We start from the raw sequence: 24,349 nt of genomic DNA on the forward strand, positions 1-24,349 counted from the left end.
CCGACGGTCGGCGACTTCACCGCCTGTTAAGCCTTTGCCGTTAACCTTTCTTAACAGATCCGCGGTAAAAGTTTCGGCAACGGGGATCGAGGTCATGAAAACAGTGCTGGTGCGTTTTCTGGAGGACGAAAACGGCGCCACGGTCGTCGAATACGGTCTGATCATTGCCGTGCTATCGTTGACGATCATCGGCGGTATCGGCCAGGTCTTCAACTCGCTGACCTGGCTGTTCAGCGACAACTCCAGCAGGCTTGCCAACGCCTTTGCGCAATGAGGCTGGTGCCTGCGAATAGGTCAATGCCCATCAGGTCCCTCCAGTATAGTCTTCAGCGAAACCTTGGCTGAACCGGGTTTCAGCGGCTTTTGCTGCGATGCATCGGGCGCCCAGCCGGACATCCAGACCGTCGAGAAGCTTGCCCTGATACGACCGTCGGGGTCGGAAAAGCGTTCGGCGTAGATTTCCGCGGCGCGGGCAAACAGCTGGCGCGTGCCCGGCCGCCGGCTGCGATCGGCCAGCGCGCTGGTTTCGCCCATGGCACGCAGATCCGCCATCAGGGCAAACAGGTTGGCATAGCGCACCGTCACCGTCTCGACGTCGGCGACCGGCAGCGCGAAACCGGCGCGCTGCAGCAACGCACCGGCATCGCGTACGTCGGTGAAGGGGATGACGCGAGGGCTGACGCCGCCGTAGAGCTCTGTCTCGGCGGCAAGCAGGCTTTCGCGCAGTTCCGCAAGCGTGCCGGCGCCTGCGAAAGCGCCGAGAAAAAGTCCGTCCGGCCGCAGCGCGCGACGGATCTGGATCAACATGCCCGGGATGTCGTTCATCGCCTGCAGCGACAAAAGCGATACCACCAGATCAAGACTTTGCGGCTCGAACGGGACCGTCTCCGGCGGCGCAATCAGGCCGGCGGCACCGTTCAGGAAAGCCGCGGCCGTCTCGACACGGGCGAGATCCGCCACCTTGCCGCTCCGCGCAAGGACATCGGCCGCGGCCGATGTCTGGCAAAACAGCACCGCCGCCTTGGCGAACTTTCGCTCGACGGCGCCCAGCCGGTCGGCGAGATCCTCGGCGGCACGGCGCATGAGGAAGTCGGCGCCGTCAACCGGGCGGATGAGCGCGCGCCGCTTGTGCGCCAGCCACAGAGAGGTGTCCATTATAGGCTGCAAGGGATTGATCCTTGTATGTCGGCGCCTTGATGTGATTGGTATTGGTGGCGCCGAGGAACCAATCACGTGGCCGATCCGATGCCCAAGATCAAGTCCGTCGAGATCAGGAAGCTGGCCGGGTCTGCTGCACGGTCGGCTCTGGGCTGGCCGGCGCGCATCCTGTTTCCGCCGGTCTGCGCCGGTTGCCGCCGGCAGGTCTCGCAGCCCGGTGTGTTGTGCGGCGGCTGCTGGCCGAAGCTGCGGCTGCTGGAGCGGCCCTGGTGTCCGGTGATGGGCACGCCGTTCACCCATCACATGGGCGATGGTTTTCTGTCGGCGGAGGCGATCGCGGATCCGCCTCCCTTCGAACGGGCACGGGCCGCGGTCGTCTACTCCGGCGTTGCCCGCCAGATGGTGCAAGGGCTGAAATACCAGGACCGCACGGATCTCGCACCCTGGATGGCGCGCTGGATGGTTCGTGTGGGCGCCGAGCTCATCGCCGACGCGGATGTGGTGGTACCGGTGCCGCTGCATTGGCGCCGTTTTTTCAGGCGGCGGTTCAATCAATCGGCGGAACTGGCGCGCGCGGTTTGCGAGCTCAGCGGGCTGCCTTTCTCGCCCTCCGCCATGCGGCGCGTGAAACTCACCCGCCAGCAGGTCGGACTGGAGCGGCAGGAGCGCGAGGAAAACGTACGCGCCGCCTTTCGCGTGCCGGCAGAGGCCGAGATCGAGATTGCCGGCCGCAGGGTGCTTCTGATCGACGATGTCTACACCACCGGCGCCACCGTGCGTGCCGCCACCAAGGCGCTGAAAAGGGGAGGTGCGGCCGCCGTCGACGTGCTGACCTTTGCCCGTGTGTTGCCGGGGGACTTCCGGGCGGACGAGTCCGTGACTATATAAGTCGGCAACGGAAGCGGAATTCGTCATGGTCGATGTCACGATCTATACGCGCATGATGTGCGGCTACTGCACGGCGGCCAAGCGGTTACTGGAGCGCAAAGGCGTCGCCTATACCGAGCACGACGCTTCCTTCTCTCCGGAACTGCGCCAGGAGATGATGTCGCGAGCTCACGGGCGCACGACCTTTCCGCAGATTTTCATAGGCGACACACATGTCGGTGGCTGCGACGACCTCCATGATCTGGAGGCAGAAGGCCGACTGGACAAACTGCTCGCCAACGGCTCGTCGATTTGAGGGTATGACAATGGGTGTTTTCAAGACGGCGGGTGTTTTCAAGGCGGCGGCAGTGCAGATGCGTTCAGGCGAGAGCCCCGAGCGCAATGCGGCCGATATGGAGCGGCTGGTGCGCGAGGCCGCGGGCCAGGGCGCGACCTATATCCAGACGCCGGAGATGACCGGTGCACTGATCCGCGACAAGGAAGCGCGTGCCGCCTCCTTCACCTCGCAGGACAAGGACATCGTTGTCGCAACCGCGCGGAAGCTCGCCAGTGAGCTCGGCATCTTCCTGCACGTCGGCTCGACCGCCATACTGCGCGCCGACGGCAAGCTCGCCAACCGCGCGCTCCTGTTCGGACCCGATGGCGCGACGCTCGCCACCTACGACAAGATCCACATGTTCGACGTCGACCTCGATAACGGCGAAAGCTGGCGCGAATCCGCCGCCTATGAGCCGGGGACCGAAGCCGTCGTTATTCCGATCAACGATGCGAAACTAGGCTTTGCCGTCTGCTACGACCTGCGTTTTCCGCAATTGTTCCGTGCCGAAGCGATGGCCGGCGCCGAGGTGCTGACCGTGCCCGCGGCCTTCACCCGCCAGACCGGCGAGGCGCATTGGCATGTGCTGCTCAGGGCACGCGCCATTGAGAACGGCGCCTATGTCGTCGCCGCCGCGCAAGGCGGCCTGCACGAGGACGGCCGCGAGACCTATGGGCATTCGCTGATCGTCGATCCGTGGGGCCGCATCATCGCCGAAGCCGCGCATGACGAGCCAGCGGTGATTGTCGCGGAGATCGACCCGGCGCAGTCGCTTGCCGCGCGCAAGAAGATCCCCAATCTCAGGAATGCGCGGGATTTCACCATCAATACCGGCGAGGGGCCGCGTCTCAGGGGCGCCGCATCTTGATCCGCTTTTCCCTGATCTGCGAAAACGAGCATGAGTTCGAGGGTTGGTTTCGCAGCAATGACGATTTCGACACGCAGAAGAAGCGCGGTTTTGTCGATTGCCCCAGCTGCGGCTCGCACAAGGTCGAGAAGGCGCTGATGGCCCCGGCCGTTTCCACGGCCCGCAAGCAGGAAACCATAGCGCTTGCCATGGGCGAGGCGCAGAAGCAGGCGCTGGCGCAGCTGAAGGCGATGGCCGAGAAGGTGCGCGAAAACGCCGACTATGTCGGCGACAAGTTCGCCGAGGAAGCGCGCAAGATCCATTTCGGCGAAACCGATGCGCGCGGCATCTATGGCGAGGCGACGCTGGAGGAGGCCAAGGCCCTGGCCGAGGACGGTGTCGAGTTCATGCCGATCCCGGTGTTTCCGGACGACCGGAACTGAGCGATCAGCTCACGCTGCCGATCAATTTTTCCAGCAGGTGCGAAAGCGTTTCCCGTTCGGTCTGTGTCAGGCCGGACAGGATCTGATGCTCGTTCGCCACATGGGCCGCAACGGCCTCGTCGATCAAGGCGAGCCCCTTTTCGGTCAACCGCACGACGATGCCGCGCCGATCGTTGGGGTGCGGTGCACGCAGGATCAATCCGGCCTTTTCCAACCGGTCGAGCCGGTTGGTCATGGCGCCTGATGTCACCATCGTCGCTTCATAGAGAGCGGTCGGCGTCAGCGCGTAAGGCGAGCCGGAGCGGCGCAGCGTCGCCAATACATCGAACTCTCCCGCCTGCAGTCCGAAACGGGCAAACAGCGGGGCGAGGCGATCGCGTGCTATCAGCGAGGAGACCTCATTCAGACGCCCGATCACGGCCATCGGCGACACATCCAGGTCCGGCCGTTCCCGCCGCCATTGCTCGATGGCTTTCCCAGCGCGGTCCATCTATCTCACCACAATGTATCTTGAAGTTAAGAATCTTTCCATTATCTTATCTCAATAGTCAACGCCGGCCAAGAGGCTGTGCACCCATAGGGTTCCATCATGAAATATCTCTGGGATTCGGCGCTCGGCCTGCTGGTTGTCACCGGCGGCCTGCTGGGCCTGACGCTGCCCTTCGGCAAGCTCGCCACGGCGGCCGGCGCGCCGGCCATGGTCTGGGCCTTTGTCATCTCGCTCGGCGCTGGCGGCGTGCTTTTGTGCGTGCTCCTGGCGCATGGTCAGCGCATCCGGCTCACCCCGCACAAACTGCGCTATTTCTTCGTCACCGCGGCAGTGTCCTATGCCGTCCCCAATCTCCTGATGTTTTCGGCCATTCCGCATCTGGGCGCCGGCTACACCGGCATCATGTTCACGCTGTCGCCGGTGATCACATTGGTGTTTTCGATCCTGCTCGGCGTCCGGCGCCCCAACATGCTGGGCGTATCAGGCATCGCCGTCGGCTTCGTCGGCGCCGTCATGGTGGCGGTGACGCGCGGCGAGGCCGGCCAGCCGGCCGATCTGTTCTGGGTGATGATGGGACTGCTGATCCCGGTCAGCCTTGCCGCCGGCAACATCTACCGCACCATCGACTGGCCGGAAGGAACCGGTCCGATCGAACTCGCGGTCGGCAGCCATCTGGCGTCCGCGGCGATGCTGCTCGTTGGCATCCTGACCTTGCTCGGAGGCAAGGCCTTCGTCCAGCTTGGCGCCGTGCCGCTCATCGTCGTGGCGCAGATGGCCTCGGCATCGGCGATGTTTGCTTTCTTCTTCCGGCTGCAGGCGGTTGGCGGTCCGGTCTATCTCAGCCAGATCGGCTATGTCGCGGCAGCGGTCGGACTGTTTGCCGGCACGATCTTCCTTGGTGAACACTATCAACTGCTGACCTGGGTCGGCGCCGTCATCATCACCGCGGGCGTGTTCATCACCACCAAGGCGCAGAGCCAGAAAGCCTGAAGGCTTCGAGGCTCACGTCGCACTGCCGTCAGCATCAACGCCGGGCTCCGGCCCCGGCTGGCTGAGGATTGGCTGTTCAGACCGATCCCTTTTCCGCCAGCACCATGTAGTTGACGTCCATGTCCTTCGACCGCGCCCAGCGATCGGCAAGCGGATTGTAGGAGACGCCGGTGCGGTCGATGATGGTCAGGCCGGCGCCGCGCAGCGCCTTTTCCAGCTCTTCGGGGCGCACCAGCTTGCCGAATTGGTGGGTGCCGCGCGGCAGCCAGCGCAACACATATTCGGCGCCGATGATGGCGAGGCCGAGCGCCTTGAGCGTGCGGTTGATAGTGGCCACGAACATGATGCCGCCGGGTTTGACCATCTCGCCGCATTTGGCGACGAACAGGTCGATATCGGCGACATGTTCGACCACTTCCATGTTGAGGATGACATCGAATTTTTCACCGGCCTCGGCGAGATCTTCCGCCGTCGTGGCACGATAGTCGACGCTGACATTGCCCTCGGCGGCATGCAGTTTCGCCACTTCGATGTTTGTTTCGGACGCGTCCGCTCCGACCACCTCGGCACCGAGCCGCGCCATCGGCTCGCACAAAAGGCCACCGCCGCAGCCGATGTCGAGGATGCGCAGGCCCTCGAACGGCCGCGCCGCCCGTGGGTCGCGGCCGAAGCGCGCCGCGATCTGGTCGCGGATATAGGAAAGCCGGACCGGATTGAATTTGTGCAGCGGACGAAACTTGCCGTTCGGGTTCCACCATTCGGCGGCAAGGGCGGAAAAGCGTTCCACCTCTCCGGCATCGATCGTCGATCGTCGGGGCTCAGGCATCGGTTGGTCTCCTCGGACGCTACAGCGCCGCGCGTCCTTCGGACGCGCAAAGGACGCTGTAGCACTTTGATTCTGCGCATGATCCCTTTCCGAAATCGAAGTCGATTTCGGGGTCATGCGCTAGGAAGTCGGGCGTGAGGCATCGAATGTCAAGGCAACATTTTCCTCTGCTGACAAAGTGGCTGGGCGATCAAAGGCCCGGTTTATTTCGTGTCCAGAACATCACGCAGCTTGGCCGCCAACTGCTCGATGGTGAACGGCTTGGCCAGGAAGTGCACGTCATGATCGAGCATGCCGTTGTGGACCACGGCATTCCTGGTGAAGCCGGTGGTGAAGACCACTTTCAGCTCGGGCTGGCGCGCGAGCGCTTCCTCGGCGAGCTTGCGGCCGTTCATCACCGGCATGACGATGTCGGTGAAAAGCAGGGCGATGCCTGGTGTCGCGGCGAGCTTCTGAAGGGCCTCCGGTCCGCTTCCCGCATGGATGACGATGTAGCCGAGTTCGCGCATGACACCCGTCGTGGAGGCCCGCACGCGGGGGTCATCCTCGACGACGAGGATCGTCTCGGTGACCTCGGCGGCGCTCTTGTCGCGCCCGACGGGCGCTGCCGGCTCCTCGGCTCCGAAAAACCGGGGCAGGTAGATCTTGATCGTCGTGCCTTCGCCGGGCTCGGAGTAGATCTTGACGTGGCCGCCCGATTGTTTGACGAAGCCGAACACTTGGCTCAGCCCAAGTCCCGTGCCCTTGTTGACCGGCTTGGTCGTGAAGAAGGGTTCGAAGGCCCTGGCGATGGTCTCGGGCGACATGCCCGCGCCGGTGTCGGTTACCGCGATCATCACATATTGGCCAGGCGTGACTTCGGCGTGCGTCGATGCATAGCCGTCGTCGAGGTGGCTGTTGACAGTCTCAATGGTCAGCTTGCCCTCGTTGTCCATGGCGTCGCGGGAATTGACGGCCAGATTGAGGATCGCGTTCTCGATCTGGCTGGGATCGGCGTGGGTTTTCCACAGGCCGCCCGCTAATACTGTCTCGATGCGGATGCCTTCACCCAAGGTGCGGCGCAGAAGATCGGACATGCCGGTCAACAGCCCGTTGATGTCGACAACCTGCGGCGCCAGAGGCTGCAGGCGGGAGAAGGCAAGCAGGCGGGAGGTCAGGTTGGCGGCACGGCTGGCCGCGTCGGTCGCGGCCTCGACGAGTTTTTCGATGTCATGCTCGCCCCGCTTCAGCTTGCGCTGGGCAAGGTTCATGGCGCTGAGGATCACCGCCAGCATGTTGTTGAAGTCGTGGGCGATGCCGCCTGTCAGCTGTCCGACAGCCTCCATCTTCTGCATCTGGCGTATCTGGGATTCGGCCTTTTCACGCGTCTGGATCTCGTTGCCGAGTTCGATGTTCTTGCGCATCAGCTCTTGCTGGGCGACGACCACCTCGTGGAAGCGGCGACGGGATTGACGTATGGTGTAGGCGGCAAGCAGGAAAGTCGCCAGCAACGCGGCCAGTGAGCCGATCCGCAACCAGGCCTCGACCCGGTCGGTACGCTCGTCGCGCGCGGCCACCGCGGCGGCGCCGATACGCCGGATTGTGTCCATGCTGGCCCGCATCTCGTCCATGGCGGCCTTGCCCTGGCCACTGCGGACCAGTTGCAGGGCCTTTGCCGCATCGCCTCGCTCGTAAAGAGCTATGGTTTCGGCCAGGTCGGCCTGCTGTTGCGAAAGCGCGTCCTTGATGTGGCCGATCTGCTGGGCGATCTGATCGTCGGGAGCGGTCGCGCTGTCGACCCGCGCCAATTGTCCCGGAATTGCCTCGACGGCCTTCCGGTAAGGCTCCAGATACGATTTTTCACCGGTCAGCAGGTAGCCGCGCTGACCACTCTGGGCCTCCTGCGCCAATGAAAGCAGCCCGGAAAGCTGCTCCTGGTACTCGATTGTCTCACGTGCGGCGGCACGATTGGCCCTTTGGCTCTCGACGAGCACCGCACGGGTGCCGACGATCAGTGCCAGCACCGCAAAGCCCGCGACAAGCGGGAGCGATTGCAATCGCATGGCGCGCCGAAGCCGAGCAATCATCTGTTATGCCGAACCAAAAGCAATTTCCCGCGGGCAGCATTTGGTAAGCGGCGCCGGGCCGGAAGGCAATATGTCGTGCTGTTATGCAATCCGCCGTCAGCCTTGCGAAACCTTCCTCATTTGGCTATGGAGGCCGCGCATTCAGTGGCCGGCGGCAGCCGGGCGCTGTTCTTCCATTTTCGGCCGCGGGCCGGCTCCAGTCAAAGGCATTTCGCTTCCATGGCGCGTATCGTGATGAAATTCGGCGGGACCTCCGTCGCCGACATCGCTCGCATCCGCAACGTGGCACGTCACGTCAAACGCGAGGTCGACGCCGGTCACGAGGTGGCTGTGGTGGTTTCGGCGATGGCCGGCAAGACCAACGAGCTGGTCGGCTGGACCCGCGAGGCCTCACCGATGCACGATGCACGCGAATATGACGCGGTCGTCGCTTCCGGCGAACAGGTCACGGCTGGCCTTCTCGCCATCACCTTGCAGAACATGGGCGTGCATGCGCGCTCCTGGCAGGGCTGGCAGATTCCGATCAAGACCGACAACGCGCATGGCGCGGCGCGCATCCTCGACATCGACGGCGCCTTCCTGGTCAAGCGCTTCGGCGAAGGCCAGGTGGCTGTCATCGCCGGTTTCCAGGGCATCGGGCCGGACAACCGCATCGCGACACTCGGACGTGGCGGCTCCGATACCAGCGCCGTGGCGATCGCCGCCGCGGTCAAGGCCGACCGCTGCGACATCTACACCGACGTCGATGGGGTCTACACCACCGACCCGCGCATCGAGCCCAAAGCGCGGCGGCTGGCCAAGATATCGTTCGAGGAAATGCTTGAAATGGCCTCGCTCGGCGCCAAGGTTCTGCAGGTGCGTTCGGTCGAGCTTGCCATGGTGCACAGGGTGCGTACCTTCGTGCGGTCGTCCTTCGACGATCCCGATGCGCCCGGAATGGGGGATTTGCTCAATCCTCCGGGAACGCTTATTTGCGACGAGGAAGAGATCGTGGAACAGCAGGTCGTCACCGGAATTGCCTATGCCAAGGACGAGGCCCAGATTTCGCTGCGCCGCGTCGGCGACCGGCCGGGCGTTGCCGCCGGCATTTTCGGACCGCTGGCCGAGGCCAACATCAATGTCGACATGATCGTCCAGAACATTTCCGAGGACGGCAAGCTGACCGACATGACCTTCACCGTGCCGTCGGGCGATGTCGACAAGGCGCTGGCCGTGCTCGACCGGCTGAAAGCCGAGATCGGCTACGATGTCGTGCAGTCGGAAGCTGGCATGTCGAAGGTTTCGGTCATCGGCATCGGCATGCGGAGCCATGCCGGCGTCGCCGCCACCGCCTTCAAGGCGCTGGCCGACAAGGCGATCAACATCCGCGCCATCACCACCTCCGAGATCAAGATTTCGATACTGATCGACGGTCCCTATACGGAACTTGCGGTTCGCACTTTGCATTCCGTCTACGGTCTGGATAAGCAGTAGCAGGACTGAATCAGCTGTTGCGCACTTGCCGGGCGCGGCGGAAACTGCCCCGGCAAGAAGTCTATTGGAGAAGAAGCCGCGATGCGTGACACGGCCGTTGGCCCGCGCGTTTTGCTGAAACGGCTCCGCGAGCTCATGCAGGAGCCGCTGGAGCCGCAGGAGCGGCTCGACCGGATTGTGCGCGACATCGCCTCCAACATGGTCGCGGAAGTCTGCTCGCTCTACGTGCTGCGCGCCGATTCGGTGCTGGAGCTCTACGCCACCGAAGGTCTGAACCCGAACGCCGTCCATCTGGCGCAGCTGCGGCTAGGGCAAGGCCTGGTCGGCACCATTGCCGCGAGTGCCAGGCCGCTCAACCTGTCCAACGCGCAAGAACACCCGGCCTTCGCCTACCTGCCGGAGACCGGGGAGGAGATCTACAATTCCTTCCTCGGCGTGCCGGTGCTCAGGGCAGGGCGCACGCTGGGCGTCCTGGTCGTCCAGAACAAGACCATGCGCCACTACCGCGACGATGAGGTCGAGGCGCTGGAAACCACGGCCATGGTCATCGCCGAGATGATCGCCACCGGCGATCTGGCGCGGCTGACCCGGCCTGGCCTCGAACTCGACCTGCGCCGGCCTGTCAGCTTCACCGGCCTGTCCTTCAACGATGGCGTCGGGCTCGGTCATGTCGTGCTGCACGAGCCGCGTATCGTCGTCACCAATTTGTTCAACGAGGACAGCGAGGAGGAGGTCCGGCGGCTCGAAGCCTCGCTTGGTTCTCTGCGGCTTTCCATCGACGACATGCTGGAGCGCCGCGATGTCGCCTTCGAGGGCGAGCACCGCCAGGTGCTGGAAGCCTACCGCATGTTCGCCAACGACCGGGGCTGGGTACGGCGCCTGGAAGAGGCGATCCGTAACGGCCTGACTGCCGAGGCGGCGGTCGAAAAAGTTCAGAGCGACATGCGCGCCCGCATGCTGCACATGACCGATCCCTATCTGCGCGAGCGGATGAGCGATTTCGACGATCTCGCCAACCGGCTGTTGCGCCAGCTGATGGGACGTGGACCCGAGGATGTCGCGGCCTCGCTGCCCAAGGACGCCATCATCGTCGCCCGCTCGATGGGCGCTGCCGAACTGCTCGACTATCCTCGCGACAAGCTGCGCGGGCTGGTGCTGGAGGATGGCGCGGCGACCAGCCATGTCGTCATCGTCGCGCGCGCCATGGGCATTCCCGTCGCCGGACAGATGAAGGGCGCCGTTTCCATGGCGGAAAACGGCGATGCCATCATCGTCGACGGCGAGGAAGGCGCGATCCATCTGCGGCCGCAATCCGATCTTGAAGCCGCCTATGCCGAGAAGGTGCGGTTCCGGGCGCGACGGCAGGAGGTCTACCGCGAACTGCGCAAGAAGCCGTCGACGACCCGGGACGGGGTCCAGGTCGACCTGCTGATGAATGCCGGGCTTGCCGTCGACCTGCCGCAACTTGCCGAAGCGGGCGCCGCCGGCATTGGCCTGTTCCGCACGGAACTGCAGTTCATGGTCGCGTCGACCTTTCCGCGCGCCGAAGCCCAGGAAAAACTCTACCGCGACGTGCTCGAGGCAGCGCGCGGCAAGCCGGTCACCTTCCGCACCATCGACATTGGTGGCGACAAGGTGCTGCCCTATTTCAAGGGCGCGGTCCAGGAAGAGAATCCGGCGCTCGGCTGGCGGGCGATCCGCCTGACGCTAGATCGGCCGGGCTTGCTGCGCACCCAGATCCGCGCCTTGCTCAAGGCCAGCGGCGGGCGCGAGCTCAAGCTGATGCTGCCGATGGTGACCGAGCTCGGCGAAATCGCCCAGGCGCGCGAAATCATCGACCGCGAGGTGCGGCATCTCTCACGCTTTGCCCATCACCTGCCGACCAGTCTCAAGCTGGGCGCCATGCTGGAAGTGCCGTCGCTTTTGTTCCAGCTCGACGAACTGATGAAGGCGGTCGACTTCGTCTCGGTCGGATCGAACGACCTGTTCCAGTTCGTCATGGCGGTCGACCGCGGCAACACGCAACTGGCCAACCGCTTCGATACGTTGTCGGCGCCATTCCTGCGCGTGCTCAAGCAGATCGCCGACGCCGGCGCCCGCAATCATACGCCGGTCACCCTGTGCGGTGAACTCGCCGGCAAGCCGATCTCGGCGATGGCGCTGATCGGCCTCGGTTTCCGCTCGATCTCGATGTCGCCGGCCTCGATCGGTCCGGTCAAGGCCATGCTGACGGAGCTGCCGCTGGAGGAGCTGAAGGCTTTCTTCGACGACAATCTGATGGCGCCGGCGCAAGGGCTGCCGATGCGGGCATTGCTGCAGGCCTTCGCCGACGACCGCTCGATCCCGTTGTAGCACCCTCATCATGGTCAATTTGCCCCGCGATCGTATGGATCAAGTCGTCAAGCGTTTCGAGATGCTCGAAGCGCAGATGTCGGCCGGGCCGGCGCCGGATGCCTATGTGAGGATGGCATCGGAATATGCCGAGTTGCAGGAGATGGTGGCCAAGGTCAGGGAATTGCGCTCTGCCGAGCACGAGCAGGCCGACCTTGAAGCGATGCTCGCCGACAAGGGCACCGACGCCGAGATGCGGGCGCTTGCCGAGGCAGATCTGCCCGGCGTCGAGGAGCGCATCGAGACGCTGCAGAAAGACATCCAGATCCTGCTCCTGCCCAGGGATGCCGCCGACGACAAGAACGCTATTCTCGAAATCCGCGCCGGCACCGGCGGCGATGAGGCGGCACTCTTCGCCGGGGACCTGTTTCGCATGTATGAGCGCTATGCCGCCGAACGCGGCTGGCGGTTCGAAACGGTATCGGCCAGCGACGGCGATGCCGGCGGCTTCAAGGAAATCATCGCCACGATCTCCGGTAAAGGTGTGTTCGCCCATCTGAAATTCGAATCCGGGGTGCATCGCGTCCAGCGCGTGCCGGCCACCGAGGCCAGCGGGCGCATCCACACGTCAGCCGCCACAGTCGCCGTGCTGCCGGAAGCCGAAGAGGTCGACATCGACATCAGGGCCGAGGACATCCGCATCGACACGATGCGTGCCTCCGGCTCCGGCGGCCAGCACGTCAACACCACCGATTCCGCGGTCCGCATCACCCATCTGCCGACCGGCATCATGGTGGTGCAGGCGGAGAAGTCGCAGCACCAGAACCGGGCCAAGGCCATGCAGATCCTGCGCGCCCGGCTCTATGACATGGAGCGCAGCAAGGCGGATGAGGAGCGTTCCGAGTCGCGCAAGTCGCAGGTCGGTTCCGGCGACCGCTCCGAGCGCATCCGCACCTACAATTTTCCGCAGGGCCGGGTCACCGACCATCGCATCAACCTGACGCTCTACAAACTCGACCGGGTGATGATGGGTGAACTCGACGAAATCGTCGACGCTCTGATCGCCGATCATCAGTCGAAGCTGCTGGCCGATATCGACATCGATGGCTGATCCTTTGCCTGCGGCGCTGGGGCCGCTGCTGCGGGAAGCGCGGACCCGGCTTGCCGCAGCCGGCATCGATGATCCCGCGCTCGATGCGCGGCTGATCGTCGAGCACTATTCCGGCACGACGCGCACCCAGGCGATCGCCGACCCGGAGTGCAAGATCGACGGGAACACCATCGCCGCGATCGACGGCGCCTTGAGACGGCGAGCCCGTAGCGAGCCGGTGCATCGCATCCTCGGCTATCGCGAGTTCTACGGTTTGCGCTTGTCGCTGTCGCCGGAGACGCTGGAGCCGCGACCGGACACCGAAACGCTGGTCGAGGCGGTGCTGCCCTTTGTCAAGGCAATGGCCGCGCGGGAGGGCACATGCCGCATCCTCGATCTCGGCACCGGCACGGGCGCGATCGCCCTGGCGTTGCTGAGCGTCGTGCCGGCCGCGACCGCCACCGGTGTCGACATCTCCGCCGGCGCTCTGACCACGGCGGCCCGCAATGCCGGGCAATTCGGCCTCGGCGGCCGGTTCACGGCGGTTCAGTCAGACTGGTTTGAAAAAGTTTCCGGCCGGTACCATGTAATTGCCGCAAACCCTCCCTATATACCAACACAAGAGATTGGAAATCTGCAGGACGAAGTCCGCGATTTCGACCCGCGCCTTGCCCTTGATGGCGGTGTGGATGGGCTGAACCCCTACAGGATCATCGCCGCCGAGGCGGCAAGGTTTCTGGAAGCCGAAGGCAGGATTGCGGTCGAGATCGGCCACACGCAAAGCAACGACGTCAACGATATATTTCGCGCAGCCGGTTACGCGGCTGGCGAGGTTTTTAGCGATCTCGGCGGAAACGACAGGGTTCTTGTTTTTCAACGAGCAACGTCTTGACGCAGTGCAAAAAAAGCGCTTGGCAATACCGGGGAATGCGGCTAGGGTCGCCTAACCGGATGAGACGAAGCAGGCAGTGCTCTTAGCGATTCGGTTTTTCCTTGGAAATAGCTGCCTTCTTGCGCAAACGACGCCCAAGCTTCGTGCGGGAATCGTCCGGCAAGTGATGTAACCGGAAACAGGATGACACGTGGCGCCAACGCAATCGATGCGGGCGAACGCCGGTGAAGAAACGAAACGGCTGGCTGCATGAGCGCCTCCGTTCGTGAAGAGTTTTTCAAAATTTCAAGATGAAGAGAGTCGAATGAGGCCACAACAGCAGAACAGGCGCATGCGCGGTCGCAACAACAATGGCGGCGGCGGTGGCAATAACAATAACAACAACAATAACAACAACCGCAAGGGGCCGAATCCGCTTACGCGCAATTACGAGAGCAACGGCCCGGACGTGAAAATCCGTGGATCGGCTCAGCAGATTGCCGAAAAATACGCCACGCTTGCCCGTGACTCGCACAGCTCCGGCGACCGGGTGATGGCGGAGAACTACCTCCAGCACGCTGAACACTACAATCGCATCATTGCCGCCGCGCAGGCGCAGATGCCGATCCAGAACGTCCAGCAGGCACGCGACGAGTTCGACGAGGACGGCGATGACGATCGCGATGAGTTCGACAATGCCGGCAGTGGGGCCGGCAATAGCAGCGGCAATGCCGGTTCCGATCCACAGCTTCCCGTAATCAACCATGGCGCAGGTCCGCAGCCGGTGATCGAGGGCATGCCTGCGGAGGTTGCGCTGAACCGGGAAAACGGTCGCGACAATCGCGACAACAGCGGGCGCGACAACAGCGGGCGCGACAATAACAGTCGCAACAATGGCGGCCGCGACAACGGTGGCGGGCGCCATCGCGATCGCCGCCCCAATGGCGGCTACGGCCAGCGCGACCACGCTTCACCCGAACAGGGCGGACAGCAACAGCGCAACGAGGCCCCGGGGCAGACGGAAGTCCAGGCAGAGGCCGCTCCGCCCCCCGAGACGGTCGCGGCGGCCGAGCCGGCTCCACGGTTCGAGAATTTTTCACCGGCAGGTCTGGCCGCCCAGGCCGAACTCAATGAGGCGGCCGCCGAAAGCGGTGCTGCCCGCCGTCCACGGCGTCCGCGCCGTCCGCGCACCAATGCCGATCAGGTCGAGAGCAGCAGCGAAAATGGGGACGCGGCCGGGACAGCGGCGGCTCCGGCCGACAGCGGCGGTGCCGAACCCGTGGTTTCCGACATCGACAACTGAGCGAACGGCATTCAAGGCCTTGAGCGGCGGAGAGAAATCTCCGCCGTTTTCGTTTGGGCTGACGTGGAATATTATGCACCTGCCATATTGCGACATCTTGAGGGGCAAGGGTCCATGCACCATATCTGGCCTGAACAGGATCCGGCTCGAATGGGCGGGTCCGTCACCGCAATCTGATCCGGTGCCGCAAAGCGGGCCGGTGATGGAAGGAGACAAATATGAACCTTGAGAAATACTCGGAGCGCGTGCGCGGCTTTATCCAGTCCGCGCAGACCATGGCGCTCTCGCGCAACCACCAGCAATTCACCCCCGAACACATTCTGAAAGTCCTCGTCGACGATGATGAAGGCTTGGCCGCGTCGTTGATCGAGCGCGCCGGCGGCAATGTCCGCGATGTCAAGCTCGGCGTCGAGACGGCGCTCGAGGCGATGCCCAAGGTGGAGGGCGGCAATGGCCAGCTCTATCTGGCACAGCCGCTGGCCAAGGTGTTCTCGACCGCCGAAGACCTGGCCAAGAAGGCCGGCGACAGCTTTGTCACCGTCGAGCGGCTGCTGCAGGCGCTTGCCATGGAGAAATCGGCCAAGACCGCCGAAATCCTGGCCAAGGCCGGTGTCACCGCGCAGGCGCTGAACCAGGTCATCAACGACGTCCGCAAGGGCCGCACCGCCGATTCGGCGAGTGCCGAACAGGGCTATGACGCGCTGAAGAAATACGCACGCGACCTCACCGCGGACGCACGCGCGGGCAAGCTCGACCCCGTGATTGGCCGCGACGACGAGATTCGACGCACCATCCAGGTGCTGTCGCGCCGCACCAAGAACAACCCGGTGCTGATCGGCGAGCCGGGCGTCGGCAAGACGGCGATCGCCGAAGGGCTGGCGCTGCGCATCGTCAATGGCGACGTGCCGGAATCGCTTAAGGACAAGCAGTTGATGGCGCTCGACATGGGCGCGCTGATTGCCGGTGCCAAATATCGCGGCGAATTCGAGGAGCGGCTGAAGGCTGTGCTTTCGGAAGTCACTTCGGCCAGTGGCAACATCATCCTGTTCATTGATGAGATGCACACGCTGGTCGGCGCCGGCAAGGCCGATGGCGCCATGGACGCGTCGAATCTCCTGAAGCCCGCGCTGGCGCGCGGCGAACTGCACTGCGTCGGCGCCACCACGCTCGATGAATACAGGAAGCATGTCGAGAAGGATCCCGCCCTTGCCCGCCGTTTCCAGCCCGTCTTCGTCGACGAGCCGACAGTGGAGGACACGGTCTCGATCCTGCGCGGCCTGAAGGAGAAATACGAGCAGCACCACAAGGTGCGTATCTCCGATTCGGCACTGGTGGCGGCGGCGACATTGTCCAACCGCTACATCGCCGACCGCTTCTTGCCGGACAAGGCGATCGACCTCGTCGACGAAGCCGCCTCGCGGCTCAGGATGCAGGTCGATTCCAAGCCCGAAGCGCTGGACGAGATCGACCGCCGCATTATGCAGCTCAAGATTGAACGCGAAGCGTTGAAGGTCGAGACGGACGATGCCTCGAAGGACCGGCTCGCCCGCCTGGAAAAGGAACTTGTCGGCCTGGAAGAGGAATCGACAGAGATCACCGCGAAGTGGCAGGCCGAGAAGCAGAAGCTCGGGCTAGCGGCCGACTTGAAGAAGCAGCTCGACGAAGCGCGCAACGACCTTGCCATTGCCCAGCGCAAGGGTGAGTTCCAGCGCGCCGGCGAGCTTGCCTATGGCAAGATCCCGGAACTGGAAAAAAAGCTGAAGGAGGCCGAAGCCCAGGACGGCAAGGCCGGCATGGTCGAGGAAGTGGTCACACCCGACCACGTCGCCCATATCGTGTCGCGCTGGACCGGCATTCCGGTCGACAAGATGCTGCAGGGCGAGCGTGACAAGCTGCTGCGCATGGAAGACGAGATCGGCAAGCGTGTCGTCGGCCAGGGCGAAGCGGTGCAGGCCGTTTCCAAGGCGGTGCGGCGTGCCCGTGCGGGCCTTCAGGATCCGAACCGGCCGATCGGCTCGTTCATGTTCCTCGGGCCTACCGGCGTCGGCAAGACGGAACTGACCAAGGCTTTGGCCAATTTCCTGTTCGACGATGAGACGGCGCTGGCGCGCATCGACATGTCCGAATACATGGAGAAGCACTCCGTCGCCCGGCTGATCGGCGCGCCTCCCGGCTATGTCGGCTATGAGGAAGGCGGTGCGCTGACCGAAGCGGTGCGGCGCCGGCCCTATCAGGTCGTGCTGTTCGACGAGATCGAAAAGGCGCATCCGGATGTCTTCAACGTGCTGTTGCAGGTGCTCGATGACGGCCGGCTCACCGACGGGCAGGGCCGCACCGTCGACTTCCGCAACACACTGATCATCATGACGTCGAACCTGGGAGCCGAATATCTCGTCAATCTCGGCGAGGATCAGGATGTCGATGCCGTACGAGACGAAGTGATGGGCGTGGTCAGGGCATCGTTCCGGCCGGAGTTCCTCAATCGCGTCGACGAGGTGATCCTGTTCCACCGGCTGCGCCGCAAGGACATGGACCGTATCGTCGAGATCCAGCTCAAGCGGCTCGAGAGCCTGCTGACGGATCGCAAGATCACGCTGTCGCTGGATCCCGAGGCGATCGAGTGGCTGGCGGCCAAGGGTTACGACCCCGCTTATGGTGCCCGGCCGCTGAAGCGGGTGATGCAGAAGGAACTGCAGGATCCGCTGGCGGAAAAGATCCTTCTCGGCGAGATCCTGGACGGCTCGACGGTCAAGGTCACGGCCGGTTCCGACCGGCTGAATTTCCGCTCCAAGCCGGCGATCGTCGCGGCCGAGGTTGCGGCCTGATTCAGACGCCGCGCGTCCACCTGACGCGCGGCGTTTTCATGCAATTGGCGGGGGATTGATGACGCTGGACGATTACAACGGCTTCTGCGCTTCGCTGCCTGCAACGAACCACGTGGTGCAATGGGGCGGCGCCCATGTCTGGAAGGTCGGGACCAAGGTGTTTGCGATCGGTGGCTGGGATCAGGGTCGGCAGCTCTTCGTCACCTTCAAATGCTCCGACATCGCCTATGACGTGCTCAAGGAGCAGCCCGGCCTGCGCCCCGCGCCCTATCTTGCCTCCCGCGGCATGAAGTGGATCCAGCGTCAGACAAGCCAGAGCATGGATGATGGTGCGCTGGAGGACTATCTGCGCGAGAGCCACCGCCTTGTTGCCCTTAAGCTGACGAAGCAGGCGCGCAAGGAATTGGGGCTTGGCGCAAGCTAGCCAATATTCCCCGAGGCGCCGGAAAACCGCCATCTTCATGCCCGGTTCATGTTGGAACCATATGGTGGGTAACTGGTTTGCTGGCGAAGGGTTCGCCGAACTGAACAATGCCGGGCGGCGGCACATACGGACCGGAGAGTTTCGCACGATGCTGCGCAGTATCTTCACCCTTTCGGCGCTTGCCGCGGGACTGGTGTTTTCCAGTGCGTTCGCCGCGCCGACGCATGACGGTGCCGCCCAGCCTGTCCGCACGTCCGGGAGCGGCGGCATTCTGCTCGCCCAGGACGGCAATCTCGACATTTATTACGATGCCAGGGGCAATCGCGTCATCGTCGATTCGGACACCGGCAAGGTGATCGCCATCCAGCCGCCACAGACACGCCTCGACCGGCGGGCGCTGCGCCGAGAGAGCCGGATGCGCGAACTTGGCCGCGCACCCGCCGACGATGACCGCTACTATCTCGACGATCCCCAGGACATGGCCCGCTTCCGCCGCAGACAGCTGGAAGAGGAAGGCCGGGTCATTCCACCGCCCGCCGACGAATACGATCCTGACGGAAATGGTTCAGTCGATGCCTATCCGCCGGCACCGCGGGACGACGGCAGCTACGACAACAATTATCCCGACGCGCCGCAGCCGGGTACAATCAAGCGCCAACCGCTGAACGAGGCGTCGATAGACCCCGTCCGGCCGGCAGACCCGACGGACCAGGCAGCGCCCTCCGACCAGGCGGCATTGCCGCCAAAGGCCGGCGGCAAGACGTCGGTCGACCCGTCGCTTTCGTTGGGCGCACGCCAGGATGTCGCGGCGCTGCAGGTGCTGCTCGACCGGGGCGGGGCTTCGCCTGGCGTCATCGACGGGCGCTTCGGTTCGAATGTCGACAAGGCGCTGGCGGCCTACAATCAGATCAACGGCAGCAGCCTCAAATCGACCGATTCGGTCGGCATCCAGGCCGCATTGTCGCAGTCCGGTGGCGACGCGTTCGCCAACTACACCATCACCGCGGAGGATGCGGCCGGCCCCTATGTCGCGTCGATCCCGGAAGACTACAGCCAGAAGGCGCAACTCGACCGCATGGGCTTCACCTCCGTCACCGAAGCGCTGGCCGAGCGCTTCCACATGGACGAGAACTATCTCAAGGCGCTCAATCCGGACGCCAACTTCAATCGTCCCGGCACGATCATCAAGGTCGCGAATTTCGGCAAACTGGTTTCTACCCCCGTCACCCGCATCGTCGCCGACAAGGGCAAGAAGGAAGTCTTTGCCTATGACGGGTCGGGCAAGCTGGTCGCGGCCTACCCCGCCACCATCGGCTCATCGGACACGCCATCCCCGACTGGCATCCATGCCGTGTCGCGTGTTGCGCTCGATCCGAACTACACCTACAACCCCAACATCAACTTCAAGCAGGGCGAGAACAACAAGATCCTGACCATTCCGCCTGGGCCGAATGGCCCGGTCGGATCGGTGTGGATCGCCCTGGACAAGCCGACTTACGGCATCCACGGCACGCCGGAGCCCTCGAAGATAGGCAAGACCGAGAGCCATGGCTGCGTGCGCCTGACCAATTGGGACGCGCGTGAACTGGCCAAGCTGGTCTCGCCGGGCGTGCCGGTAGAGTTCGTCGAGTAGGGTATGTCGATATCCAGGCGATGCCGGCCTGACCTGAATCTCAACATAAATCTCAGCCAATGATCCTGCGCACCCACTTCACATTCGGCGTTGCCGCGTAGATAAACTGCACCACCAGAATGAAGCCGACGCTCGCCAACGGGGTGATCAGGCAAAGTGCGGCGCCGACGGCCCACAGGATCTGCGCCTTGGCGATGCGCAGGTAGACCGTGCGTTTCGTTTCCGCATCGACGTCCTCCGCGACAAGGCCGCTCTTCTCCGCATATCGCCAGCTGACGAACAGCGTGATGCCGAGCATCAAGAGGTTGAGCCAGTAAACCAGCACCGCGGTCCTGAATTCCAGAAAATCGGCCAGAAGGTCGGTCGAGAACGGCAAGAGCGCGATGAAGGCGAGAAAGCAGAGGTTCAGCGTGGCCAGCCGTCTGTCGGATTTGGCGATCAGACCATGCTGGGCCTGCTGGCCGAACCAGAAGATGGTCAGGGTCAGAAAGCTCAAGGCATAGGTGAGGAAGCGTGGCGCGAGTGCCGCGATGGCGGCGAGCAGATCATATTCGGAGTGGATCGCCTCATGCGCCGGCACCCTGATCTCGAGCACGATCAGGGTGAGCGCGATTGCGAACACGCCATCGGTGATGCCGACAATACGGCCGCGCCCCTCAACCGATGCTTCGAGCGGACGCTTCATCGATTTCTCCTGCCCGCGGGTCCTGGAAAACCTAAAGCGCGTCTCGTCGAAACGGATTCTTGCGACGCGCTTTAAATCTTGCCTGATGCATGTCGTTGTCGCAAAAGCCGAGGTCACATCTGCGCGACATGCATTAGCATGACTGCCGCGGTTTGCATCGGGGCAGATGCGATCCCTGGCAATATGGCCGGTTTCAAGGACAACAAGCCGCAGGCCGGTTGTTGCCGCCGCGCCGACGGTCTAATGAGGGTGACATGCATGCGCCCAATCAAGCCGCCGCCGTTCCGTTGACCGCTCCGGTCGCGAATGGCACGTTCTGCCCGCAATCGCAGCGGCGTTATGTGTTGATCGCGGCGATCCTGGCCTCGGCGCTCGGCTTCATCGACGGATCGATCCTGGCGATAGCCATGCCGGCGATCCGCGTCGACCTCGGCGCCAGCCTTGCCGAGGCGCAGTGGATTTCCAATGCCTATGCGCTGACACTCTCAGCGCTGATCCTTGCCGGCGGTGCCGCAGGCGATCGGTTCGGGCTGCGCCATGCTTTCGTGGCCGGCATTGCGCTGTTCGTCGTGACCTCGCTTGCCTGTGCGCTGGCGCCGAACGCTGTCGTGCTGATCGCATTTCGCGCGCTCCAGGGCATCGGCGCCGCGATCATGGTGCCGGGCAGTCTCGCCATCATCGCCAAGGCCTATCCGAAGAAGGAACGCGGCAGGGCGATCGGCATCTGGGCGGCGGCCTCGGCGCTGACCACCGCTCTCGGCCCCGTGCTCGGCGGCCTGGTGCTCTCGGCTTTCGGCGGCGGCATCTGGCGGGCGATCTTTGCCGTCAATCTGCCGCTCGGCCTGGTCTCGATCTATCTGCTGCTCGCCAAGATTCCGGCCGATGCGCCGACGGAGAAACGCAGCCTTGACCTTGCCGGCGGGGCGCTTGCGACGCTGGCCTTCGGCGCGCTCGCCTATGGGCTGACTTCAATGAGCGCCAGCGGCGAGAGCCATATGGCCGGTCCAAGCATTGCCGCCGGCGCCGTGCTGCTTGTCGTCTTCATCCTGTTCGAGCGGCGGCAGCGCGAGCCGATGATAGATCTCAGCCTGTTTCGCATCGGTGCTTTCGCCGGCGCCAACGTCGCGACGTTCTTTCTCTATTTCGCACTGTCAGCCAATCTTTTTTATCTGCCGATGCTGCTGATCGCAGGCTGGGGGCTGAGCACCGCCGAGGTCGGCTTCATCTTCCTGCCGCTGTCGGCGGCGATCGCGCTTCTGTCGGGACCCGTCGGCAAGCTGTCGGACCGGATCGGGCCCCGTTTTCCCATTGCCTGCGGCAGCCTGATCGTGGCGGTTGCCTTCGCCGGGCTGGCCTTGCTCGCCTATGCCGGCTTTCACCATTTCTGGACCGGCATCTTCCCCTTGATGGCGCTGATGGGGCTCGGCATGGCGTTGGTCGTATCGCCATTGTCCACCGCGATCATGACGGCGGTGGAAGACAAGGACACCGGCGCGGCTTCCGGCATCAACAACGCCGTCTCACGCATCGGCGGTTTGATCGCGGTGGCGGCGATGGGGTCGCTCGCTGCCTGGATCTACGCCAATGGCCTGGAGGTAAATGCCGCGCCCGGCGTGCCTGGCTTCGGCGAACCGCCACCAGCAGGACTTTCGCCGGCACTCGATGCGGCGAGGATCGCCGCCAGCGACGCAGCCTTTTCCGCCATCTCCTTGGTGACGGCGCTGCTATGCCTGCTTTCCGCTGTCATCGCCTGGATGACGATTTCGGGCGAAGCGCTGCCGTGGTCGCGGCGCGCCGAACCTCGGCAGGACAAAGGCTGAGTCTCAGCCTTCGATCTTGGCGCTGGCGACCTTCAGCGAATTGCCATCTTCCTGTTTCAGCAGATCGTCGATGCGCTCGCGCTCGCGCTTGAAGGCGACGAGATCGTCGCCTTTCAGCACCTTGCCGACCGGTAGACGGACGCGCATCGGATCGACTTTGGTGCCATTGACGATCAACTCGTAGTGCAGGTGCGGGCCTGTGGCGAGGCCGGTCTGGCCGAGATAGCCGATAGTCTGTCCCTGGCGCACATGCATGCCCGGCTCCATACCTTTGGCAAAGGCACTCTGGTGATTGTACGAGGTCTCGTAGCCATTGGCATGGCGAATGATGATCTGCTTGCCATAGCCGCCGGCCCAGCCGACCTTCTCGATGACGCCATTGCCGGCGGCGATGATCGGCGTGCCGATCGGGGCTGCCCAGTCGACGCCTGTGTGCATGCGGACATAGCCGAGGATCGGATGCTTGCGGGCGCCGAAGCCGGAGCGGAACTTTCCGGCGGGCAGCGGATTGCGCAGCAGGAACTGCTGGGCGCTCGAGCCGTCTTCGTCGAAATAGTCCGTGCTGCCATCCTGCATCTGGAAGCGGTAGAAATTGCGCGTCGTGCCGCCGAAGGTCGCCGAGACATAGAGAAGCTCGGAATTGTCCGAGGTCTGGTCGTCGCCATCAGGCTGCGAGAACAGCACTTCAAGGCGGTCGGAGGGATTGAGGCGGGACTGGAAATCGACGTCGGATGCCAGGAGCTTGATCAGCCGCTGGGTCATCGCCTTGGACATGCCGTAGGAATAGGCGGCGCGGTAGATGCCGTCATAGACGTTGGGCAGATTGCCGCGCACCACCACCGGCGCCGACGAATCGTCGAATGCGGTCAGCAATTCGGGATTGGGCTCGGGCTCCTGGGCCGGCACGTACTGGCCGCGGTCGTCGAGCGCGATGGTGACGATATGCGTGGTCTTGTCATAGACGCTTGTGCGCACGACCTTGGCGGCATCGCCGTGGACCTCGAGGCCAACACGCAGCACGGTACCTGCCTTGAGCGCCGGCGCGTTGAGCAACTTGGCGATCGCTTCGGCCATGCCGGTGGCATCATCGCCCGTGTAGCCCGAATCGGCGAAAGCCTCCGTGAGGTCGGTGTCTTTGGTGAAGGGGATGATTTCCTCGGCGAAAGCCGGTGCCTGGTCGTCCGCGTTGGCGCGTGGCGATACGGAAACATTTTCCGGCACGATCTTCACATCGTAGGAGCCGGCCATGCTCTCGGCAAAGGCTTCGCCGAATCGCTGCGGATCGACATAATGAAGCGAAGCCACCTGCACGGCGCCGTCGCTTAGGTCGGTGCCGGCTTCGCGTACCACTTTTTCGACTTCGTCGGCCGACAGGTCGCTCTTCTCGTCGAAGGAAGCCGTCGCGATCGGGAAATCGACGGTCTTCAGGCTCATTTCGCTTTCGACCTTGGCGCCGTAGATCTGGCCGGAGGCGGCCGACGCCGTCGCAGGCTGTGCCGATGTATCGTCGCCGTCGTCGCCGAACACCTGCATCGGGTCGAAAGGCGGGTAGGCCCGGCTGGTGGTGTGGCCGGCTGCGAGTGCCATCTTGATCTGCACGAAAGGCATGGTGTGGATGACATCGCGGTCGCCGACCTTGGTGACCATCGACACTTCCATGCGGCGGCGATCCTTGGCCTTGGCGATCTGGCGCGGCGCCACCAGCCTGGTGGTCTTTGCCACCTCGCCGGAATCGCCGTTGCTGGCAAGGCCGATCAGTTCGGCGATCTCGGGTGGGGTCGCCAGTTGCTGGCGACCATCGAGAGCGGCGAACAGCGCGACGCCCATCAGCACGCTCGAGGTTACACCGGTGAGGAATGTTCCCGACAGC

Annotated in this window: 21 protein-coding genes (1 of these 21 running past the window's edge); 15 read left to right on the forward strand and 6 right to left on the reverse strand. The window is 63.7% G+C overall.

Features of this window, described 5'->3' with window-relative positions; translation table 11 throughout:
• Positions 1-94 precede the first annotated feature (94 nt).
• On the forward strand, positions 95-274 hold the full coding sequence (locus FJ543_RS10700) for a Flp family type IVb pilin (protein WP_015315590.1): 180 nt from the start codon (positions 95-97) through the stop codon (positions 272-274).
• Positions 275-294: 20 nt separating this feature from the next.
• On the opposite strand, the gene FJ543_RS10705 is transcribed toward FJ543_RS10700, so the two are convergent.
• Entirely contained in the window at positions 295-1,167 is an 873-nt protein-coding gene (locus FJ543_RS10705; RefSeq protein ID WP_140616864.1) for a methyltransferase domain-containing protein, read from the reverse strand.
• Positions 1,168-1,233: 66 nt separating this feature from the next.
• Between FJ543_RS10705 and FJ543_RS10710 the strand changes: the two genes are divergently transcribed.
• Genes FJ543_RS10710 through FJ543_RS10725 form a run of 4 tightly spaced genes read left to right on the forward strand, consistent with a single transcriptional unit; the run spans position 1,234 to position 3,652 of the window.
• Entirely contained in the window at positions 1,234-2,046 is an 813-nt protein-coding gene (locus tag FJ543_RS10710; RefSeq protein WP_015315592.1) for a ComF family protein, read from the forward strand.
• Between the two features lie 25 nt (positions 2,047-2,071).
• Positions 2,072-2,341 carry a glutaredoxin 3 gene (gene grxC, locus FJ543_RS10715; protein ID WP_127280365.1) on the forward strand — a complete coding sequence of 90 codons (270 nt, stop codon included), beginning with the start codon at positions 2,072-2,074 and terminating at the stop codon, positions 2,339-2,341.
• Positions 2,342-2,351: 10 nt separating this feature from the next.
• On the forward strand, positions 2,352-3,230 hold the full coding sequence (locus FJ543_RS10720) for a carbon-nitrogen hydrolase family protein (RefSeq protein ID WP_140616865.1): 879 nt from the start codon (positions 2,352-2,354) through the stop codon (positions 3,228-3,230).
• Positions 3,227-3,652, forward strand: a complete 426-nt coding sequence (locus FJ543_RS10725; protein ID WP_140787767.1) for a DUF1178 family protein — start codon at positions 3,227-3,229, stop codon at positions 3,650-3,652. Before FJ543_RS10720 ends, FJ543_RS10725 begins: the two co-directional genes overlap by 4 nt.
• Positions 3,653-3,656: 4 nt before the next feature.
• On the opposite strand, the gene FJ543_RS10730 is transcribed toward FJ543_RS10725, so the two are convergent.
• Complete coding sequence (locus tag FJ543_RS10730; RefSeq protein WP_140616867.1) at positions 3,657-4,142, reverse strand: MarR family transcriptional regulator; 486 nt, start codon at positions 4,140-4,142, stop codon at positions 3,657-3,659.
• A gap of 99 nt (positions 4,143-4,241) precedes the next feature.
• Here FJ543_RS10730 and FJ543_RS10735 point away from each other — a divergent pair, with 99 nt between their 5' ends.
• Complete coding sequence (locus tag FJ543_RS10735; protein WP_140875001.1) at positions 4,242-5,132, forward strand: DMT family transporter; 891 nt, start codon at positions 4,242-4,244, stop codon at positions 5,130-5,132.
• Positions 5,133-5,208: 76 nt separating this feature from the next.
• Here the strand turns inward: FJ543_RS10735 and ubiG are convergent, their stop codons facing one another.
• Together ubiG and FJ543_RS10745 are read right to left on the reverse strand one after the other, a co-directional pair.
• A complete protein-coding gene (gene ubiG, locus FJ543_RS10740; RefSeq protein WP_140616869.1) occupies positions 5,209-5,958 on the reverse strand; it encodes a bifunctional 2-polyprenyl-6-hydroxyphenol methylase/3-demethylubiquinol 3-O-methyltransferase UbiG in 750 nt (249 codons plus the stop codon).
• 203 nt (positions 5,959-6,161) lie between these two features.
• On the reverse strand, positions 6,162-8,000 hold the full coding sequence (locus FJ543_RS10745) for a CHASE3 domain-containing protein (protein WP_140875003.1): 1,839 nt from the start codon (positions 7,998-8,000) through the stop codon (positions 6,162-6,164).
• 243 nt (positions 8,001-8,243) lie between these two features.
• On the opposite strand from FJ543_RS10745, the gene FJ543_RS10750 reads away from it, so the two are divergent.
• The 8 genes from FJ543_RS10750 (at position 8,244) to FJ543_RS10785 (ending at position 19,974) form a co-directional block, all read left to right on the forward strand.
• A complete protein-coding gene (locus FJ543_RS10750) occupies positions 8,244-9,497 on the forward strand; it encodes an aspartate kinase (protein WP_015315600.1) in 1,254 nt (417 codons plus the stop codon).
• 81 nt (positions 9,498-9,578) lie between these two features.
• Complete coding sequence (ptsP, locus tag FJ543_RS10755) at positions 9,579-11,849, forward strand: phosphoenolpyruvate--protein phosphotransferase (protein WP_140662767.1); 2,271 nt, start codon at positions 9,579-9,581, stop codon at positions 11,847-11,849.
• Between the two features lie 10 nt (positions 11,850-11,859).
• Positions 11,860-12,939: a peptide chain release factor 1 gene (gene prfA / locus FJ543_RS10760; protein ID WP_140875005.1), complete on the forward strand. Its 1,080-nt coding sequence runs from the start codon at positions 11,860-11,862 to the stop codon at positions 12,937-12,939.
• Positions 12,932-13,810 carry a peptide chain release factor N(5)-glutamine methyltransferase gene (gene prmC, locus FJ543_RS10765; RefSeq protein ID WP_140875007.1) on the forward strand — a complete coding sequence of 293 codons (879 nt, stop codon included), beginning with the start codon at positions 12,932-12,934 and terminating at the stop codon, positions 13,808-13,810. Before prfA ends, prmC begins: the two co-directional genes overlap by 8 nt.
• A 304-nt stretch (positions 13,811-14,114) precedes the next feature.
• On the forward strand, positions 14,115-15,092 hold the full coding sequence (locus FJ543_RS10770; protein ID WP_140875009.1) for a DUF4167 domain-containing protein: 978 nt from the start codon (positions 14,115-14,117) through the stop codon (positions 15,090-15,092).
• Positions 15,093-15,310: 218 nt separating this feature from the next.
• Entirely contained in the window at positions 15,311-17,917 is a 2,607-nt protein-coding gene (gene clpB / locus FJ543_RS10775) for an ATP-dependent chaperone ClpB (RefSeq protein ID WP_140875011.1), read from the forward strand.
• A gap of 58 nt (positions 17,918-17,975) precedes the next feature.
• Complete coding sequence (locus FJ543_RS10780; RefSeq protein WP_015315606.1) at positions 17,976-18,341, forward strand: MmcQ/YjbR family DNA-binding protein; 366 nt, start codon at positions 17,976-17,978, stop codon at positions 18,339-18,341.
• Positions 18,342-18,489: 148 nt separating this feature from the next.
• Positions 18,490-19,974, forward strand: coding sequence for a L,D-transpeptidase family protein (locus FJ543_RS10785; protein WP_140875013.1), 1,485 nt, complete (start codon positions 18,490-18,492; stop codon positions 19,972-19,974).
• A gap of 52 nt (positions 19,975-20,026) precedes the next feature.
• On the opposite strand, the gene FJ543_RS10790 is transcribed toward FJ543_RS10785, so the two are convergent.
• Complete coding sequence (locus tag FJ543_RS10790) at positions 20,027-20,659, reverse strand: TMEM175 family protein (RefSeq protein WP_140875015.1); 633 nt, start codon at positions 20,657-20,659, stop codon at positions 20,027-20,029.
• 254 nt (positions 20,660-20,913) lie between these two features.
• Between FJ543_RS10790 and FJ543_RS10795 the strand changes: the two genes are divergently transcribed.
• The gene (locus FJ543_RS10795) at positions 20,914-22,479 is read left to right on the forward strand and encodes an MFS transporter (protein ID WP_140875017.1); all 1,566 of its coding nucleotides are present in this window, start codon (positions 20,914-20,916) and stop codon (positions 22,477-22,479) included.
• A gap of 3 nt (positions 22,480-22,482) precedes the next feature.
• Here FJ543_RS10795 and FJ543_RS10800 read toward each other — a convergent pair whose 3' ends face one another.
• Positions 22,483-24,349, reverse strand: partial view of a M23 family metallopeptidase gene (locus FJ543_RS10800; RefSeq protein WP_181166413.1) — the 3' portion only. It continues 104 nt past the right edge of the window; only the last 1,867 of its 1,971 coding nucleotides appear in the window; its start codon lies off the right edge, out of view; its stop codon occupies positions 22,483-22,485.

Source organism: Mesorhizobium sp. B2-5-7 (genome assembly GCF_006440875.1).
Classification (GTDB): domain Bacteria; phylum Pseudomonadota; class Alphaproteobacteria; order Rhizobiales; family Rhizobiaceae; genus Mesorhizobium; species Mesorhizobium australicum.

Excerpts from the sequence above, each read along its gene's own strand:
- clpB (WP_140875011.1), top strand. The coding sequence starts at position 15,311 with ATGAACCTTGAGAAATACTCGGAGCGCGTGCGCGGCTTTATCCAGTCC.
- prmC (WP_140875007.1), top strand. The coding sequence starts at position 12,932 with ATGGCTGATCCTTTGCCTGCGGCGCTGGGGCCGCTGCTGCGGGAAGCG.
- FJ543_RS10790 (WP_140875015.1), bottom strand. The coding sequence starts at position 20,659 with ATGAAGCGTCCGCTCGAAGCATCGGTTGAGGGGCGCGGCCGTATTGTC.
- ubiG (WP_140616869.1), bottom strand. The coding sequence starts at position 5,958 with ATGCCTGAGCCCCGACGATCGACGATCGATGCCGGAGAGGTGGAACGC.
- FJ543_RS10700 (WP_015315590.1), top strand. The coding sequence starts at position 95 with ATGAAAACAGTGCTGGTGCGTTTTCTGGAGGACGAAAACGGCGCCACG.
- FJ543_RS10770 (WP_140875009.1), top strand. The coding sequence starts at position 14,115 with ATGAGGCCACAACAGCAGAACAGGCGCATGCGCGGTCGCAACAACAAT.
- FJ543_RS10720 (WP_140616865.1), top strand. The coding sequence starts at position 2,352 with ATGGGTGTTTTCAAGACGGCGGGTGTTTTCAAGGCGGCGGCAGTGCAG.
- FJ543_RS10730 (WP_140616867.1), bottom strand. The coding sequence starts at position 4,142 with ATGGACCGCGCTGGGAAAGCCATCGAGCAATGGCGGCGGGAACGGCCG.
- ptsP (WP_140662767.1), top strand. The coding sequence starts at position 9,579 with ATGCGTGACACGGCCGTTGGCCCGCGCGTTTTGCTGAAACGGCTCCGC.
- prfA (WP_140875005.1), top strand. The coding sequence starts at position 11,860 with ATGGTCAATTTGCCCCGCGATCGTATGGATCAAGTCGTCAAGCGTTTC.
- FJ543_RS10745 (WP_140875003.1), bottom strand. The coding sequence starts at position 8,000 with ATGCGATTGCAATCGCTCCCGCTTGTCGCGGGCTTTGCGGTGCTGGCA.
- FJ543_RS10735 (WP_140875001.1), top strand. The coding sequence starts at position 4,242 with ATGAAATATCTCTGGGATTCGGCGCTCGGCCTGCTGGTTGTCACCGGC.
- FJ543_RS10795 (WP_140875017.1), top strand. The coding sequence starts at position 20,914 with ATGCATGCGCCCAATCAAGCCGCCGCCGTTCCGTTGACCGCTCCGGTC.
- FJ543_RS10780 (WP_015315606.1), top strand. The coding sequence starts at position 17,976 with ATGACGCTGGACGATTACAACGGCTTCTGCGCTTCGCTGCCTGCAACG.
- FJ543_RS10750 (WP_015315600.1), top strand. The coding sequence starts at position 8,244 with ATGGCGCGTATCGTGATGAAATTCGGCGGGACCTCCGTCGCCGACATC.
- FJ543_RS10785 (WP_140875013.1), top strand. The coding sequence starts at position 18,490 with ATGCTGCGCAGTATCTTCACCCTTTCGGCGCTTGCCGCGGGACTGGTG.
- grxC (WP_127280365.1), top strand. The coding sequence starts at position 2,072 with ATGGTCGATGTCACGATCTATACGCGCATGATGTGCGGCTACTGCACG.